The organism is Actinomyces provencensis, assembly GCF_900155435.1.
GTDB classification, from domain to species: Bacteria; Actinomycetota; Actinomycetes; order Actinomycetales; family Actinomycetaceae; genus Pauljensenia; species Pauljensenia provencensis.
Genome location: NZ_LT700212.1, coordinates 1613133 through 1629512, shown reverse-complemented (window position 1 = coordinate 1629512; position 16380 = coordinate 1613133). Strand labels below are relative to the sequence as shown.

General features: G+C 68.3%; 16 protein-coding genes. 8 read left to right on the top strand and 8 right to left on the bottom strand.

Annotated elements, in window-relative coordinates; genetic code table 11:
• Positions 1–48 precede the first annotated feature (48 nt).
• Positions 49–600, bottom strand: a complete 552-nt coding sequence (locus tag BQ9890_RS07230; RefSeq protein WP_075890439.1) for a PIN domain-containing protein — start codon at positions 598–600, stop codon at positions 49–51.
• Positions 597–1715, bottom strand: a complete 1119-nt coding sequence (locus tag BQ9890_RS07225) for a helix-turn-helix domain-containing protein (RefSeq protein ID WP_075890437.1) — start codon at positions 1713–1715, stop codon at positions 597–599. Before BQ9890_RS07225 ends, BQ9890_RS07230 begins: the two co-directional genes overlap by 4 nt.
• A 185-nt stretch (positions 1716–1900) precedes the next feature.
• Between BQ9890_RS07225 and BQ9890_RS07220 the strand changes: the two genes are divergently transcribed.
• Positions 1901–2599: a TetR/AcrR family transcriptional regulator gene (locus BQ9890_RS07220; protein ID WP_075890435.1), complete on the top strand. Its 699-nt coding sequence runs from the start codon at positions 1901–1903 to the stop codon at positions 2597–2599.
• Here BQ9890_RS07220 and BQ9890_RS07215 read toward each other — a convergent pair.
• The 6 genes from BQ9890_RS07215 to BQ9890_RS07190 all read right to left on the bottom strand — a co-directional run bounded on the left by BQ9890_RS07215 (position 2590) and on the right by BQ9890_RS07190 (position 9082).
• Positions 2590–3543: a ribokinase gene (locus BQ9890_RS07215; RefSeq protein ID WP_075890433.1), complete on the bottom strand. Its 954-nt coding sequence runs from the start codon at positions 3541–3543 to the stop codon at positions 2590–2592. The two genes, BQ9890_RS07220 and BQ9890_RS07215, sit on opposite strands and share 10 nt — an antisense overlap.
• Before the next feature lie 152 nt (positions 3544–3695).
• The gene (rbsD, locus tag BQ9890_RS07210) at positions 3696–4124 is read right to left on the bottom strand and encodes a D-ribose pyranase (protein WP_230297866.1); all 429 of its coding nucleotides are present in this window, start codon (positions 4122–4124) and stop codon (positions 3696–3698) included.
• Positions 4125–4275: 151 nt separating this feature from the next.
• Entirely contained in the window at positions 4276–5250 is a 975-nt protein-coding gene (locus tag BQ9890_RS07205) for a substrate-binding domain-containing protein (protein ID WP_075890431.1), read from the bottom strand.
• A gap of 139 nt (positions 5251–5389) precedes the next feature.
• The gene (locus BQ9890_RS07200; protein WP_078062299.1) at positions 5390–6448 is read right to left on the bottom strand and encodes an ABC transporter permease; all 1059 of its coding nucleotides are present in this window, start codon (positions 6446–6448) and stop codon (positions 5390–5392) included.
• Position 6449: 1 nt separating this feature from the next.
• Complete coding sequence (locus BQ9890_RS07195; RefSeq protein ID WP_075890429.1) at positions 6450–7943, bottom strand: sugar ABC transporter ATP-binding protein; 1494 nt, start codon at positions 7941–7943, stop codon at positions 6450–6452.
• Complete coding sequence (locus BQ9890_RS07190; protein ID WP_075890427.1) at positions 7940–9082, bottom strand: LacI family DNA-binding transcriptional regulator; 1143 nt, start codon at positions 9080–9082, stop codon at positions 7940–7942. Before BQ9890_RS07190 ends, BQ9890_RS07195 begins: the two co-directional genes overlap by 4 nt.
• Before the next feature lie 679 nt (positions 9083–9761).
• Between BQ9890_RS07190 and BQ9890_RS07185 the strand changes: the two genes are divergently transcribed.
• The 7 genes from BQ9890_RS07185 (at position 9762) to BQ9890_RS07155 (ending at position 16380) form a co-directional block, all read left to right on the top strand.
• Entirely contained in the window at positions 9762–10226 is a 465-nt protein-coding gene (locus BQ9890_RS07185) for a hypothetical protein (RefSeq protein WP_075890425.1), read from the top strand.
• Between the two features lie 183 nt (positions 10227–10409).
• Positions 10410–11471, top strand: a complete 1062-nt coding sequence (locus BQ9890_RS07180) for a 3-isopropylmalate dehydrogenase (RefSeq protein WP_075890423.1) — start codon at positions 10410–10412, stop codon at positions 11469–11471.
• 68 nt (positions 11472–11539) lie between these two features.
• Positions 11540–12145 carry a hypothetical protein gene (locus tag BQ9890_RS07175; protein WP_143226269.1) on the top strand — a complete coding sequence of 202 codons (606 nt, stop codon included), beginning with the start codon at positions 11540–11542 and terminating at the stop codon, positions 12143–12145.
• A gap of 169 nt (positions 12146–12314) precedes the next feature.
• Positions 12315–13295 (top strand): sugar-binding transcriptional regulator, encoded by a 981-nt coding sequence (locus BQ9890_RS07170; RefSeq protein WP_075890419.1) that lies wholly within the window; start codon positions 12315–12317, stop codon positions 13293–13295.
• Positions 13296–13362: 67 nt separating this feature from the next.
• Complete coding sequence (deoC, locus tag BQ9890_RS07165; protein WP_075890417.1) at positions 13363–14016, top strand: deoxyribose-phosphate aldolase; 654 nt, start codon at positions 13363–13365, stop codon at positions 14014–14016.
• On the top strand, positions 14016–15371 hold the full coding sequence (gene fucP / locus BQ9890_RS07160) for an L-fucose:H+ symporter permease (protein WP_075890415.1): 1356 nt from the start codon (positions 14016–14018) through the stop codon (positions 15369–15371). Before deoC ends, fucP begins: the two co-directional genes overlap by 1 nt.
• On the top strand, positions 15358–16380 hold the full coding sequence (locus BQ9890_RS07155; RefSeq protein ID WP_075890413.1) for an aldose 1-epimerase family protein: 1023 nt from the start codon (positions 15358–15360) through the stop codon (positions 16378–16380). Before fucP ends, BQ9890_RS07155 begins: the two co-directional genes overlap by 14 nt.

Sequence of the window (16380 nt, the reverse complement as noted above, 5' to 3'; positions counted from 1 at the left end):
GGCGACGGAGCGCCCACGAGCTCAAACGCATGCTCCGGCCCGGGTCTGTCAGGGGAGCAGTCCTTGCTCATATGCCCAGGCAAAGAGGTTCGCCCCTGAGGATACTGGCAATCTCATGTCAGTCGCGAGCAGATCGTCAACAATCCGCTCAGCCTGTGGTCTGTCCTCGTGGAGGAGAGTCTTGTAGGCCTCGATGACGATCCAAAGTGTTCCGATCTGCTGGACATTCCTGAATGCGGCTTCGTGTCGTCCGCCTGCGTCGTCGAGGATCGCCACACTTCCACGGTGTTTCGCAACTGCAATGACAGCAGACTCCCCGATATTCTTCTTCGGCCCTCCGCCAAGTTGTGCCTTCACCTCAAGCAATGTCCACTCCTCATCCTGATCGGGCATGACCAGAGTGACCCAGCCGAGAGAGGCGATGGAAGGAATGGATGGATACTTGTCGCGTCCGTGCTCAACCTCGTCGTTCACGTCTGAGGGCACCACCACCACACCTCCCGGAGCAAGCTTCTCCAGGAGATCCAGATGGTCGGCGCGGGCGAGATGCGTGAAGGCGACGGTGTCAGTGACCCAAGTGCCAGCAAGGAACTCACTCACTTGTTGTGAGCCTTGAACGCCTCAGCAAGCGCTACTGCCCTCACCTGAGTGGGAATCGCCGGTAGGTCGGAGTCCGCCAGAGTTCCACGCAACAACTCAAGCGTGCGGGCCGATGTCAAGCGCTCGGCGGTGTAGGCCTCCAACACGCTGGAAACGAATCGTGGGGACAGCCGGACCGTGGATGCGGTCTGAGGCAACTCGAAGCCAAGTCGCGCGAACTCACCGGCAAGTGGCACATCCCGAGAGAGTTGGTCCCGAACCGCGAAGTCGATCAGTCCAAGGTTGCGCAGTTGACCGATGGCGGCCGACCAACTCAGCTGGAACTCTGCGCCGACGGCAATCGCCCTTTCACGCACGGACCAAGTGGGGTGTGTGTCCCATACTCGCTTCAGGCCGGAACGAGGAGCAAGCAGGTGGATGGCGAAGGAGTTGAGCATTTGCTCCGCATCACGTGAGGCATCAGAGTCATACGCGTCTCCCGTCAGCCAGTGCCCGAGTTCGTGGGCGAGAGTCATTCGGCGTCGGCCACGAGGTGCCTCCCCGTTGATGACGGTCACACCGAGTTGATCGCCGGGCTCCCCGACCTCGACGCACGCTCCGTCGGGTCCGCTCTGTGTCAGCGAAGCTGCGTATGTCAGTAGGCCGAGATCGTCGCAGAACCGGTCGAGACTGAGAATTGGGGCATCAACCCCCACCCCGACAAGGTGACGGATCCTGCCCGCGGCCAACTCTGCATCGTCATGATCACGGGGTGTCCGGAAGGCAACGCGGTCTCGATCGACTCCCGAGATCAAGCCTCTCTCCAGCATGCCAGCGACGTCGGAGGAGAAGGCACGAAGCTCCTCGTCGAGCAGCGCGTTGCTCTCGTGGGCACCTTCGCTGTCGCTTCGCCTGCTGACAACTGAGGGCACCGCCTCAGACATGAAGTACGACAGGGGACGTTCGAGCCGTTCTGCGATCGTGAGCATTTCTGGGACGGAGACCTTGCGGTCACCCTTCTCCATGCGGCTGATCGCGCTGCGGTCCACCCCCAGGGCATCGCCCAGAGAAGTCTGGCTCACTCCGGCAAGCTCCCGAGCGCGCGCAATACGGGTACCGAGCTCTGCGAGTTCCATGTTGTGATTTTCGCACACATCTCTCCTATCCATCAATGGTTGATGTTCCATACCGACCTCGGCGCACGAGCAGACGCGGGCAGGGGGGAGAGGCGTCGTCCTCGTACGCGCGGGAATGTGACCGGAGCGGGCAGCGTTCGGCCCTCCGGCAGGCGGGGCGCGGAGGAGGCGCCTAGGGTCATGGCATGGGGAACACGACGCGACACACCCATACCCGACTCAAGGCCGAGGACAGGCGCGCTCAGATCCTCGACGCTGCCACCCAGCTCATGGGCACACGCGGCTTCTGGGGGACCTCGCTGCAGGACGTCGCCGACGCCTGTGAGTTCACGGTGACCGGCATCCTGTACCACTTCCCCACCAAGGAGGAGCTGTTGGAGGCGGTGCTGGATACGGCTGATGCCGAGTTCACCGATGCCGTCATCCGGGAGCTGGCCCACGAGGGCCCGGTCGAGGAACAGGACCTGTCGGAGGCGGCGTCGCCGGAGGTGTCCGGTGGGACGATGACGGGCGGTGGGCATTCCGAGGAGTCGGGGATCTGGCGGCTGTGCCGCATCCTCATCCGCCTGGATGTCGCCAACCCGGACCGGGCACGGCTCTACACGGTTCTGGAGACCGAGGCCATTGAGCCCGAGCACCCGGCGCATGACTACTTCGTACAGCGCGAGCGGCGGCTGGTGGGTCACTTCCAGTCCACGGTGCCCAGCGGGGTGGGGGACCCCGAGGCGTTGGCACGACGCGCGATGGCGGTGGTGAGTGGCTTCCGCCTCCAGTGGCTCAAGGCTGGTGTGGTGGACGACCCGGTGAGGACGTGGGAGCAGATGAACACCGCCCTGCGCGAGATGCTCGGGGAGTGCGGGAGGGGCGCGGCCCCTCAGCCGTGATACCGACGCAGCTCGGCCGCGCTGGCATAGGAGGCCTGGGCGCCCACGGATGTCGTCGAGTGCGCCGAGACCAGGGAGGCGAGGTGGGCCGCCGGGACCAGGTCCACTCCTGAGGCCAGGGCGGCCAACAGGGTCCCCGTGAAGGCGTCACCCGCCCCGGTCGTGTCGACCACCCGGGCGGGGAAGGGGGCGATGGGTGTCGCCACCGCGTCCTCCAGGACCAGTGACCCGCGCGGGCCCAGGGTCACGACCGTCCGGTCGATCCCGTACCCGGAGAGCACGGCGGCGCGGTGTGCCCAGTTCCCGTGCGACCCGACGCCGTCCCCGACCAGGGCCTCCAACTCGTGCTCGTTGACGATCAACACGTCGGTGAGCCCCAGGAGGGAGGCCGGCAGCACGTCCGGCGCGGGGGAGGGGTTGAGGACCACGGTCACCCCGGCATCCGCCGCGATGCGGGCGGCCCGCTCGATGGTGGCCAGGTCGACCTCCAGGCACAGGCCGAGTGCGCGGGTGTCCATGAGCGTCGCCGCTGCGTCGTGCACCATGGCCGGGGTGAGGTGGGCATTGGCACCCGCGGAGATGATGATCGTGTTCTCGCCCCGGTCGTCCACGCTGATCAGGGCCGTTCCGGTGGCGACGTCGAGGCGCTGGACACGGGAGGTGTCGACCCCCGCATCGCGCAGGGACTCCAGGAGCATCGTCCCATTCGCATCCGTGCCGATGGCACCCACCATGGACACACGCGCCCCGAGCAGGGCTGCGGCCACCGCCTGGTTCGCGGACTTGCCACCCGGGAGGACCTGGAGTGGTCCCCCCGCCACCGTCTCGCCCGGGCTGGGCAGTCGGTGCGTGCGCACCGTGAGATCGGCGTTGAGCGAGCCCACGACACTGACGGGCCCGTCGAGTCCGTCGAGCAGTCGGAGCACCTCGGTGGTGTCGCTCATGCCAGTTCCTTCCTCGGTGTGCCCGCACGCCGCGCCCCCGGTTCGTGTGTCGGCGCTCGGTGCCTGGTGGTCCCTGTCTGCTGGGGTCCCCGGTGGTCGTCGTCCACCGGCCGCGGAGGGCTCCGGGGTCGCCCTCGTCCTTGCGGCCACCCTCAGAATGGCACTCCGCACCGCAAGAGCACATTGGCATAGGGCGTGGCCTCCCCACTGCGCACGACCAGGGCCGCGCCGGAGCTGAGCTGCTTGAAGCCGCCCGGACCGTCGTGGGGCACGAACTCCGGGTGCAGCTGTGGCAGCTCGCGGGCCACCCAGTCCTCCACGGGGGTCTCGTGGGCCTCGGTGGCCAGCACGGCGGCCTCCACGGTGAGCTCCGCACACAGCGCGGCCAGGACCTGCTGGAAGCGGGGGATGCCGAACACGAGCGCCAGGTCCACCACCGGGATGCCCGGTGGCTCAGGCAGCCCGCAGTCGGCGACGACGACGTGGTCGGTGTGGCGCAGGCGCGCGAGGGCGGCGGCGAGATCCGCATTGAGGATGCCGTTGGTGAGCACGTCACCATCCCCTCTCAGGGTCGGGGTCATGGGTTCATGGGTGGGGTCTCGGTCGGAGCACGTGCGTCGGGATCGGTGGGGTGGGATCGGTGGGTCGGTGGATCGGAAGGCGGGTCGGCAGACCGGGCCCGTGGAACCGAGGACCCGTGCCCGCCCCGGGTGGGACGGGCACGGGCGCCACTCAGCCGGTGAAGTCGGCGACGTTGTCCTTCGTCACCGTCTGCACGGGGACGGAGACCTCGGCCTCGGGGGTCTCACCCTTGAGGATCGCGGCCGCGGTCTGGACCGCGATCTTCCCGAGCTCGCGGGGCTGCTGGGCGATGGATCCGAGCATCGTGCCGGCCTCGATCGCGGCCAGGCCGTCATCGGTGCCGTCGAAGCCGAACACCAGGACGTCGCTGCCCGCCCGGTCACCCAGGGCCTGGATCGCACCGAGGGCCATCTCGTCGTTCTGGGCGAAGATCGCCTTGACGTCCGGGTGGGCCTGGAGCAGGTTCGTCGCCACGTCCAGGCCCTCGGCCCGGTCGAAGTTCGCGGTCTGGGTGGCCGCGATCATGATGCCGGTGTGCTGGGCGAGGCCGTCGGTGAAGCCCTGCCCACGGTCCCGGGCGGCCGAGGTGCCGGGCACGCCCTCCAGGACGAGGACGGTGCCCTCGCCTCCCAGGGCTTCGGCCACGGCGTCGGCTGCCTGTGTGCCGCCCGCAACGTTGTCGGAGGCCACGTGGGAGGTCACCGCGACACCCTCCACGGCGCGGTCCACCGAGACCACGGGGATGGAGGCACCCAGCAGGGGTTCCACCGCGGCTGCTGCCGCATCGGAGTCCACCGGATTGATGAGCACCACTGCGGCCCCCTGGGCCTGGGCGTCCTGGGCCTGGTTGGCCTGCGTGGCGCAGTCGTTCTGGGCATCGGAGACGCGCAGCTCCAGACCCTGGGCCGCCGCCTCCTCCTCGGCGCCGTCGCGCAGGTCGACGAAGAAGGGATTGTTGAGGGTGGAGACCAGCAGGACGATGCTGCCGCCCTCGGCGCCAACCCCTGACTCGTCGCCGCTGGCTCCGGATTCGGTGGTGCCACTGCCGCAAGCGGCCAGGGTGGCGGTGAGGAGGGCGGCGGCTGCGACGGCGCCGCCCAGGCGTGTGGTCAATGAGTGGGACATGGGACCTTCCTTGCGTGTCGTGTGTCGCCGGGAGTCGTTGTTCCCGGCCCGGATCGGCGTGCGTGGATGATCGTGGGGTCGGTGCACTCGGTGCACTCGGTGCACTCGGCGCGGCCGGTGCAGCGGGTGCTGGGTGTGGTCAGTGGGAGGCCTCCTTCCTGCGCAGGACGTCCATCCCGACGGCCACGGCGATCACCAGACCGATGACCACCTGCTGCCAGAAGGAGGAGACGTTGAGGATGTTGAGGCCGTTGCGGATCACGGCCAGGAGCAGGGCACCCACGAGGGTGCCCGAGATGCGTCCGACACCACCGGCCAGGGAGGCTCCACCGATGACGACGGCGGCGATGGCGTCGAGCTCGTACCCGGCGGCCGCCTGGGGACCCGCAGAGTGCAGGCGGGCCGCGATGATCAGTCCCGCCAGGGCGGCGTAGAGGCCGGAGAGGGCGAAGACGAGGACCTGGATGCGTTTGACCGGGATGCCGGAGAGCCGCGCGGCCTCGATGTTGCCACCCACGGCGTACATGGAGCGCCCCACCACCGTGCGGTTGAGGATGAAGGAGGCCACCAGCCCCGCCGCGACGAAGACGATGATCGGCATGGGCACGGGCCCCAGGGAGCCCCCGAGCACGTTGACGGCCTGCGGGGTGGAGATCGGGCGGCCCCCGGAGATGACGAGGGTGAGGCCGCGGGCCACGGAGAGCATGGCGAGGGTGGCGATGAAGGAGGGGAGCTTGCCGTAGGCGTTCGCGACGCCCGAGATCGACCCGAAGAGCAGCCCCGTGAGGAGGCCGACGAGGAGGGCCAACCACCCGGGCAGGCCGACATTGGCGAACATGAAGGCCGTGACCATCGCGGACAGCGCGGCGACGGAGCCGACCGAGAGGTCGATACCGGCCGCCACGATCACGAAGGTCATGCCGAAGGCCAGGGTGGCGGTGGTGGCCGCCTGGATACCGATGTTGAGGACGTTGTTGGGCTGGAGGAAGACCGGGGTCGCGGCGAACAGGCCGAGGCAGACGAGGACCAGCCCGACCAGTGCCCCGTTGTTGGTGAGGAAGGCGACCACGGGATGTGGACCCCGCCTGGCCGCCAGGGCGGCGGGGGTCGGAGTGGAGGGCTCCGGGTGGTCCACTCCCGGGGTCGAGGGCGCTGGGTGCTTCTCGCCCGGCTGCGGGGGATCGGGGGTCGGGTCCATCTCAGTGCTCTCCCTCCGTGACGTTCCTGACGGCCAGGGCCATGACCTGGTCCTGGGTGGCGCCCCGGGCGGGGACCTCCCCGGAGACGCGGCCCCCACTCATGACGACGATGCGGTCGGACATGCCCAGCACCTCCGGGAGCTCCGAGGAGGCCATGAGGACGGCACCCCCGCGGGCGGTGACGTCGTTGATGAGGTCGTAGATCTCCACGCGCGCACCGACATCCACCCCGCGGGTGGGTTCGTCCAGGAGCAGGACATCGGCCCCCGCCTGGGTCCAGCGCCCGAAGACCACCTTCTGCTGGTTGCCGCCCGAGAGCTCACGCACGGGTTGGTCCAGGGACGCCATGCGGATGTGGAGACGGTCGGCGTTCTCCCGTGCCCGGCGCCGCTGCCCCGTCCGGTCCGCCAACCCCCAACGCGCCGTGGGCCACAGGGTGGCCAGGCCGAGGTTGTCGGCAATGGAGGCACCGGGGATGAGCCCCTGCGCCTTGCGGTCCTCGGGGACCATGCCCACCCTGTTGCGGATCGCGGCGGCGACCGAGCCGCGGGGGAGGGGGCGCTCCTTGACGGTGACCGTCCCGGAGTCATAGGTGTCGGCGCCGGCGAGTGCGCGGATCACCTCCGTGCGGCCCGCACCCACCAGTCCCGCCAGACCCACGACCTCCCCGGCCCGCACCTGCAGGGAGACGTCCTCGAACCCACCGTGGCGGGTGAGACCCGCGACGTCGAGGAGGACCTCGCCGGGTTCCGTGCGCTCGCGGGGGAACTGGTCATCGATGGAGCGACCGACCATGAGGCGGACCAGGTCGCCCTCGTCGACGTCCGCGGACACCTCCGCCACCGCGCGCCCGTCGCGCAGGACGGTGACGACGTCCCCGATGCGGGCGATCTCGTCGAGGTGGTGGGAGATGAAGACCATGGCCACCCCTCGTCGGCGCAGGTCCTCCATGATGGTGAAGAGTTGCTCGGACTCGTGGTCGGTGAGGGCTGCGGTTGGCTCGTCCAGGATCAGGAGGTCGGCGTCCTGGGAGAGGGCCTTGGCGATCTCGACCAGCTGCTGTTGGGCGATGCCGAGGTCCCCGACCCGTCGGTCCACGGGGACCGCCAGGCCGACCCGGTCCAGCGCGGCCCGGGCGCGCTCCCGCATGGGGGCCCGCGAGACCACGCCGCCGCGGCTGGGCCATTCGCCCAGGCTGATGTTCTCGGCGACGGAGAGTGAGGGCACCAGGTTGAGCTCCTGGTGGATGGTGGCGATGCCCAGGTGGCGTGCGGCCCGTGCGTCGGGGATGGTGACCTCTCGGCCGTCGACGAGGATCCGTCCCGCATCGGGGGCGTGGATGCCACACATCATCTTGATCAGGGTCGACTTGCCCGCGCCGTTCTCACCGAGGAGGACGTGGACCTTCCCGGGTTCCACGGTGACGGAGACGTCCTCGATGACGGCGGTGCGGCCGAAGACCTTGGTGACGTGGTCGAGGGTCAGGGTGGTCATGACGGTGCCACCTCCGGGGCCAGGGGCGTGCTGCATGCCGGGGTCGGGACCGGGGCTCCGGTCGGGGGAGGGATCGGGGCCGGAGTCGGCACCCGGGGCGCCGGGGGCACCGGGGGCGACGAGGGCGACGACGGCGGAGGAATGGACGTGGCGGGGGCGGTGACCGAGTCACGCCGGATGAGGGTCGTGGACAGTCGGGTGGAGGAGGGGACCCCACCCGCGAGGATCATGTCGAGCATCCCCACGGCGAGGCGGCCCATCTCGTGGACGTGCTGGCTGATGACGGAGATGCGTGGGTCGACCAGGGTGAAGACCTCGATGTCGTCGAAGGAGACCACCGAGACGTCGCCGCCGACGTGCCAGCCCGTGCGACGGAAGTGGGGGAGGGCCGTGAGGGTGTTGGGGGAGTACCCGAAGACGAAGGCGCGGATCCCGTCGGCGAGTTGTTCCTCGAGCCCTGCCACACAGGCCTCCGTGTCGTAGCCGGCGTGGATGACGGGGGTGTCCGCCGGTGGGAGGTGTTCCCGGGCGATGCGGGTGAAGGCTTCGAGGCGGTCGTGGCCCGTGGAGGTGTTGAGGGGCCCGGCGACGAAGGCGATGCGCTGGTGGCCGACGGCGATGAGGTCCTGGACGGCCTGCTGGATCCCGGGTGAGGGATCGGAGTCCACGAAGGGGACCTCCAGGCCCGGGGCGACACGGTCGACGAACACCATGGGTACGCCTTCGGCGGCCATGGCCTCCAGGACCGGGGTGGAACCTCCCTGGGGGGCGAGGATCACCCCGTCGATCTGCTGCTCGAGCAGGTCGCGGAGGTGGCGGTCCTGCTGGGTGCCGTCCTCGGAGGCGGAACCGATCAGGGTGGACATGCCGTGGCGGAAGAGTTCGGTCTGGACGGTGTGGGCGAGCTCGGCGAAGAAGGGGTTGCGGATGTCGGGGACGAGGAGCCCGGCCGTGCCCGAACGGGCCGAGCGCAGGGCGCGCGCATGGGCGTTGACGCGGTAGTGGAGTTGGTCGGCGGCGGCCAGCACGCGCTCACGTGAGGCCTCGGAGGTGGAACGGCTGCCGGTGAGGACGCGTGAGGCGGTCGCGATCGACACCCCGGCCACCTGGGCCACGTCACGGATCGTCGTCGGCGTCATCGTCGCTCCCTCGCGTCGGTGTGTCGGTGTGTCGGTGTGTCGGTGTGTCGGTGTGTCGGATCGGGTCGGGTGCCGGTGCGTCGGGTCGGGTCCTGGGTCGGCGTCGCGTGTCGGTGTCGGACCCCGGTGCGCACGGTCGGTGTGCGGACCCGGGTCGGTGCCGGGATGCCGGGCGGGTGTGTTGCCGTGGTCCTGTGGTCCTGTGGTCCTGTGGTCCTGTGGTCCTGTGGTGCGGCGTTGCTGTGGGCGTGTGGTGCGCTGCTCTGCCGGGTCGCCTCGTCGCGTCCCGTCGGGGGTGTTGCTCTGTGGTCCGCATCCACGGTAAACGTTTCCATGGAAACGTTTACCAATGATGATTCCATGGGTGGGGCCCGGGGGCAACGGCAGGGAGGTCTCGATTCGGGCACGGTCGGCCCGGACCAGGACTGCCGGAGTCCAGGCTTGGTGAGGGGCGCCCTCGTCAACGGTGCAGCGACGGTCCCAGGTGGGGGAGAGACACGGGCCAGCACCGGGAGGATGCCCTTGGCTGCCGATTGGCCTCACGAGCTCTCACCTGTCCACAAGGGAGTCGTACAGGGATTCTCCGTCCACAGGCACGCTGTCGCGCGCAGCGGAGAGCGGGCGCAGTGGCTACGTTCGCACCAGTGACAGGGACCGGGATCACTGGGAGAATGGGGGCATGTACATGTCGGCGGAGATCGTGACAACGATCGCCAGCGTGGTGGCCGTGCTCCTCACGCTGGCGTCGGGTTTCGCCTGGGTCGTCTCCCACGTCAGCAGGCAGATCGGCAGCCTCGACACCAAGCTCAGCGGCGAGATCCGCGCCCTGGACGAGAAGATGGAAAGACGATTCGGGCTGGTGGATCGCCGGTTCGAAGACTCCGATCAGCGGGCTGACGAGCGGTTCGCGAGGGTTGATGAGCGCTTCGACCGGGTCGAGCAGCGGGCTGACGAGCGGTTCTCGAGGGTTGATGAGCGCTTCGACCGGGTCGAGCAGCGGGCTGACGAGCGGTTCGCAAGGGTTGATGAGCGCTTCGACCGGATGGACGATCGCTTCGACCGTTTGGAGCGTGAACTGACCGAGGTGAAGATCTCGGTGGCGAGGCTGGAGGGTCCCCGACCCAGGCTGATCCAGGCGCGCTGAACCCGGGGTCGCGCCAACGCGCACCCACCATGGCGGGGGTGGGCAATCGGGTGGTGTGGCTCCGTGGTCTCCTGCTCAGAGACTGGTCCGCCCTCGTCGATGCCGAGGTCACCACGCGGGTACGCCCACCCACATGGCGGACCCCGACGGCGGGAGGGGCCGTGCGGTGAGGACAATGGCGCCATGACGACGACGCTGAACCTCGCAGTGATTCCCGGAGACGGCATTGGGCAGGAAGTGGTGCCCGAAGGCCTCAAGGTGCTTGACGCGGTGCTGGCGGGATCCGGGGTCGAGGTGGAGCGCAACTTCTTCGACCTGGGTGCTGCGCGGTGGCACCGCACCGGTGAGGTCCTCACGGATGAGGACCTGGAGGCCATCAAGACCAATGACGCCATCCTGCTGGGCGCGGTGGGGGATCCCTCGGTGCCCTCGGGCATCCTCGAGAGGGGGCTGCTGCTGAAGCTGCGCTTCTCCCTCGACCAGTACGTGAACCTGCGCCCCAGCGTCCTCTACCCAGGCGTGCCCACGCCGCTGGCGGACCCCGGTGAGATCGACTTCGTGGTGGTGCGGGAGGGCACCGAGGGCCTCTACGTCGGCAACGGTGGGGCGATCCGCGTGGACACCCCGCAGGAGGTGGCCACGGAGGTCAGTCTCAACACCGCCTTCGGCGTGGAGCGTGTGGTGCGCTACGCCTTCCGGAAGGCCGCCTCCCGCCCGGCCAAGCACCTGACCCTGGTGCACAAGCACAATGTCCTGGTCAATGCCGGGAGCCTGTGGGCGCGCACCGTGGAGCGGGTGGGGCAGGAGTTCCCGGACGTGACCCACGACTACCTGCACGTCGATGCCGCCACGATCTTCCTGGTCACGGACCCCGGTCGCTTCGACGTGATCGTCACCGACAACCTCTTCGGGGACATTCTCACCGATGAGGCCGGGGCCGTCACCGGTGGGATCGGGCTGGCGGCCTCGGGCAACATCAACCCCGAGGGGGCGTACCCCTCGATGTTCGAGCCGGTGCACGGGTCCGCTCCCGACATCGCCGGTCAGGGCAAGGCGGACCCGACGGCGACCATCGCCTCGGTCGCACTGCTGCTGGACCACCTGGGCTACCCGTCGGAGGCGGGTCGGGTGCGGGCAGCGATCCGGACCGACATGGAGGCGCGTGCCGCGGCGGCCGAGGCGGGTGCGCCCCTGGTGCGCTCCACCTCGCAGGTGGGGGATGCGCTGAGCGCCCTCCTCGGCTGAGCACGGTCAGGGGAGGCCCTCGTCCGTTCCGCCACACGGGCTGACCGCGCGGTGGTAGGAGTGGGGACATGAGTCCCGTAGCGGCACGCGTCCCGGCCCGTCCCCTCGACGATCCGCGCGTGCGGTGGCTCCTCGCAGGAGCGTCTGTCGTGGTGCTGGACGTGGTGCGCGCGGCCGCCTGGGGTCCCGTCCTGCACGCGAGGTTGGGCTGGTGGACGGTCGTGGTCTGGGTGGCCTCGACCGTGCTGCTCCTGGGGGTCGCTCTGCTCGTGTCACCCCTGGGGTGTGTCGAGGTGCGCCGGGGCGTCGTCTGGCTGGGGGTGGCGGTGCTGCTCGACGTCGTCTGGCGGATGGTGCTGGTCCCCATGGGTCTGGTGTGGGTGCTGCCCTACCTGGGGCCCGCGGTGGCGGGACTCCTGGTGTGCGCGTGGCTGTCGGCCCGGAGGAGCCCGGTGCCCGCCTACCTGGGTGCCGTGGTGACGGCACTCCTGGTCCTGGTGCTCCTGCCGTGGATGGATGGGGTGCATCCCCTCGATCTCGCGGTCCTGGCACAGCGGCGCCTGCTCGCCCTGGGGCTCGTCGACGTCGTGCTGCTCCTCGCGGTGGCCGCGGGGTGCCTGGTGGGTGTGGGGATCGGACGGGTCGGACGGGAGAAGCGGGCCCGGGTGACCTGAGCGGGGAGACCTCGTCAACCATCCCTGCCGACACCCTCTCCCGGTGGAGCTCCTGACATGGGACGCGCGGGCGAGATCGTCCTCGTCCGCCGGAGGAGCGCGCCGAGACCGTCCGCCGGGAGTTGCTGTCGGCGAAACTAGACTGGTCCCACACGGGAACGAGGAGACGATGGCGAACGGCAAGGACGCACGTGCACTGGAGGCGGCACGGCTGTACTACATCAAGGGTCTGTCGCAGTCGGTGGTCGCCAAGTCCTTGGGAGTCTCACGCCCCACGGCCTCCAAACTCATCCAGTACGCGCGCGACCGCGGCTTCGTCACGATCTCCATCAATGATCCCGGCGAGGACAGAGCCGCCCTGGAGGATCGTCTCCGGGAGACCTTCGATCTGGAGGGTGTGGGCATCTCCAGCGCTGTGGGCAGGGACTACGAGGCACTGCTGGACGGGTTGGGGGCCGTGGGTGCGGAGTTGGTGGAGGATCTGGTCCACGACGGGACCATGATCGGCGTGAGCTGGGGCAAGACCATGTGGTCGGTGGCCCGGCACCTCGGGCACCGTGACGTCCACGGGGTCGAGGTCATCCAGCTCAAGGGTGGCCTGTCCTTCACGTCCTGGGAGACCAACGACATGGAGACCATGAACCTCTTCTGTCGGGCGTTCAACGCCTACGGGCGCTACCTCCACCTGCCTGTTGCCTTCGATTCCGAGGAGGTCAAGAGACTGGTCGAGTCCGAGCGCCACCTGCGACGCATCCTCGACATGGGACGCGAGGCAGACCTGGCGGTGTTCACCGTCGGATCGGTGGAGCCGGACTCCCTGCTGCTCTCGGCCGGGTACCTGACACCGGAGGAACATGCAGAGGTGCTGGCACGGGCCGAAGGTGACATATGTTCCCGCTTCTTCGACTCGGAGGGCAATGCTTGTGTGCCCAGCCTCGATCGCCGAACGGTCGGGATCTCTCTGGAGGACCTGCGGAGAAAGCCGCGCCGTGTCCTGGTCGCGGGTGGTCGGAGGAAGCTCAATGCCCTGGAATCCGCGCTTCGGGCGGGGTATGCGACGCACCTCGTCACCGATGAGGTCTCGGCGCAGGTCCTGCTGGAGCGGGCGACCAGCTCAGATGGCTCAAGGCCTGAAAGAGAACAACTGTAAAAGCAGAGATTGACAGAAGTTCCTCCCGGTCGTAGCGTGAATGGCACAACCAAGGGAGGTTGCCACCATGGCAAAGACGCAACTGATCGATCACACCCTGCTCAAGCCCGATGCCCAGCAGGCGCAGGTCGAGGCTCTCGCCGCCGAGGCGAAGGAACACGGGTTCCACTCCGTGTGCATCAACCCGTGCTGGGTGCCCACAGCCGCCAGCCTGTTGGCCGACACCGACGTCGCGGTGTGCACGGTCATCGGTTTTCCTCTGGGCGCCACCACCACCGCCACCAAGGCATTCGAGACCCGCGATGCCGTTGCCAACGGCGCTGACGAGGTCGACATGGTCATGAACATCGGCCACGCCCTCGACGGGCGCTGGGACCTGGTGGAGGAGGACATCCGCGGCGTCGTCGAGGCGGCGGGGGAGGGAACCCTGGTCAAGGTCATCCTGGAGACCTGCCTGCTCTCCGATGAGCAGGTCGTCGCCGCCTGCCGGGCGGCTGTCGACGCGGGCGCCGACTTCGTCAAGACATCGACCGGCTTCTCCACCGGTGGGGCCACCGTCCATGCCGTGGAGGTCATGCGTGGCGCCGTGGGCCCGGACTTCGGGGTCAAGGCCTCCGGTGGGATCCACACACCTGAGGAGTTCGACGCCATGGTCGCCGCCGGTGCGACCCGCATCGGCGCCTCCGCCGGCCTGGCACTTCTCGGAGAGGAGACGAACTGATGCTGTTCAAGGACACTTCCGAGCAACTGCCCGACGGCTACCTCTCCAAGACGCCACTGCTGCAGTACATCCTCGTCTCGCTGTGCTTCCCCATGTGGGGAGCCGCCGCAGCCCTCAATGACATCCTCATCACCCAGTTCAAGACCGTCTTCACCCTCTCGGACGTGGCCACGGCCTTCGTCCAGAGCGCCTTCTACGGCGGCTACTTCGTCATGGCCATCCCCGCTTCGCGGGTCATCAAGAAGACCTCCTACAAGGTCGGCATCCTCATCGGCCTGAGCGTGTACATCCTGGGCGGTGTGCTCTTCTTCCCCGCCTCCACGATGGCCACGTACTCGGTCTTCCTCGTGGCACTCTTTGCGCTGGCCATCGGTCTGAGCTTCCTGGAGACCTCCTGCAACACCTATTCCACGATGCTCGGCCCACGCCGTCTGTCCACCCTGCGCCTCAACATCTCCCAGACCTTCTACCCCCTGGGGTCCATCCTCGGGATCGTCCTGGGCAAGTACCTGATCTTCGGCAGTGGGGAGTCCCTGAGCAAGCAGATGGAAGGTCTCGACGCTGAGGAGACCAAGGCCTTCGCCGAGCAGGCACTGCAGAACACGCTGCTGCCCTACAAGTTCATCGTCGTCGTGCTGGCCATCATGCTCCTCCTGGTCGCCGTCACCCAGTTCCCGCACTGCAAGCCCCTGCGCGACGCGACCCACGAGGCCAGCGCGACGATCGGTGAGACCATCAGCTACCTCGCGCACAACAAGCGCTTCCTGGAGGGCATCGGCACCCAGTTCCTCTACGTCGGCATGCAGACCGCGGTGTGGTCCTTCACCATCCGCCTGGCCATGCAGCTCAACGGGAACATCAACGAGCGCGACGCCTCGACCTTCATGATCTTCTCCTACATCGCCTTCTTCGTCGGCAAGTTCGTCGCCAACCTCCTGATGACCAAGTTCGACGCGAACATCGTCCTCATCGGCTACTCCGCGTTCGGCATCCTGGCCCTGGTCTACGTCGCAACCGTGCCGAACATGACCGCCGTCTACGCCGCCGTCCTGGTCTCGGGGCTCTTCGGACCCTGCTGGGCCACGATCTACGCGCGCACCCTGGACACCATCGAGGACAAGCGCCACACCGAGACCGGCGGAGCCGTGATCGTCATGTCCATCGTCGGCGGTGCCTTCGTGCCCGTCTTGCAGGGGCTGGTCTCGGACCACACCGGGTCGATGCAGCTCTCCTTCGTCGTCAACATCATCTGCTTCGCGGCCGTGCTGACGTACTTCGTGTCCTTCTACCGCCGCGAGCACACCGTTGCGTCCACCGCTTCAGACCTGAAGGAGGTCCAGCATGTTCACCGTTGAACTGCACAGGAACCAGTTCACTGCCACACCACGGGTGATCGTCTCGGATGAGGAGTTCACCGTCACCGCCCAGGAGTACTCCACCGGAGTCAGTTCCCTGGTCATCGCCAACTCGAGGGGACACCTCGAGGTCCTGCCCTTCATGGGGCAGATCATCTGGGACGCCGAGTTCGACGGCACCAGCCTGCGCATGAAGAACATGTTCGCCGAGCCCCACCCGGCCACCCTCATCGAGGACACCTACGGGTGCTTCGCCTTCCACTCCGGCCTGCTGGGCGCCGGGTGTCCCTCGCCGGAGGACACCCACCCGCTGCACGGCGAGTTCGCCTGCGCCCGCATGGACCGGGCCTGGCTGGAGGTCGACGAGGGCGGGATCGCGATCACCGGTTCCTACGAGTACGTCAAGGGTTTCGGGGACCACTACCGTGCACGCCCGAAGGTCACCCTGGGCGCCGGTGCCACCACCTTCACCATCGAGATGGCGGTCACCAACCTCTCCGAGTACCAGCCCATGCCGCTGCAGTACATGTGCCACATGAACTACGCCTACGTCGAGGGCGCCACCCTCACGGAGAACCTGCCCGCGGGCAGCTTCCGGATCCGCGAGTCCGTCCCCGCCCACGTCCACCCCACCCCGGAGTGGACCGCCTTCAACGAGGCGATCAAGTCCGGCGAGGTCGACACCACGAGACTGGCCGGTTCGGAGAACTACGATCCCGAGATCGTCTTCTTCGCCGATGACCTGCCCCGGTACGGCACCGACATGCGTTTCGAACTCCACGCCCCCGACGGGAAGACCTTCCGCACGGAGTTCTCCTCCGCCGACTTCCCCGTGGCGACCCGGTGGATCCTGTGGAACCCGGACCAGCAGGTCGCGGCCTTCGTCCTGCCCGGCACGTCGCGGCCGGAGGGGCGCCTGGCAGCCAAGGCCGCTGGCACCCTCATCGAGCTCGGCGCGCAGGAGACCCGGCACTTCCGCGTCGTCACCGGTCTGGCCGAGGAGGCATGA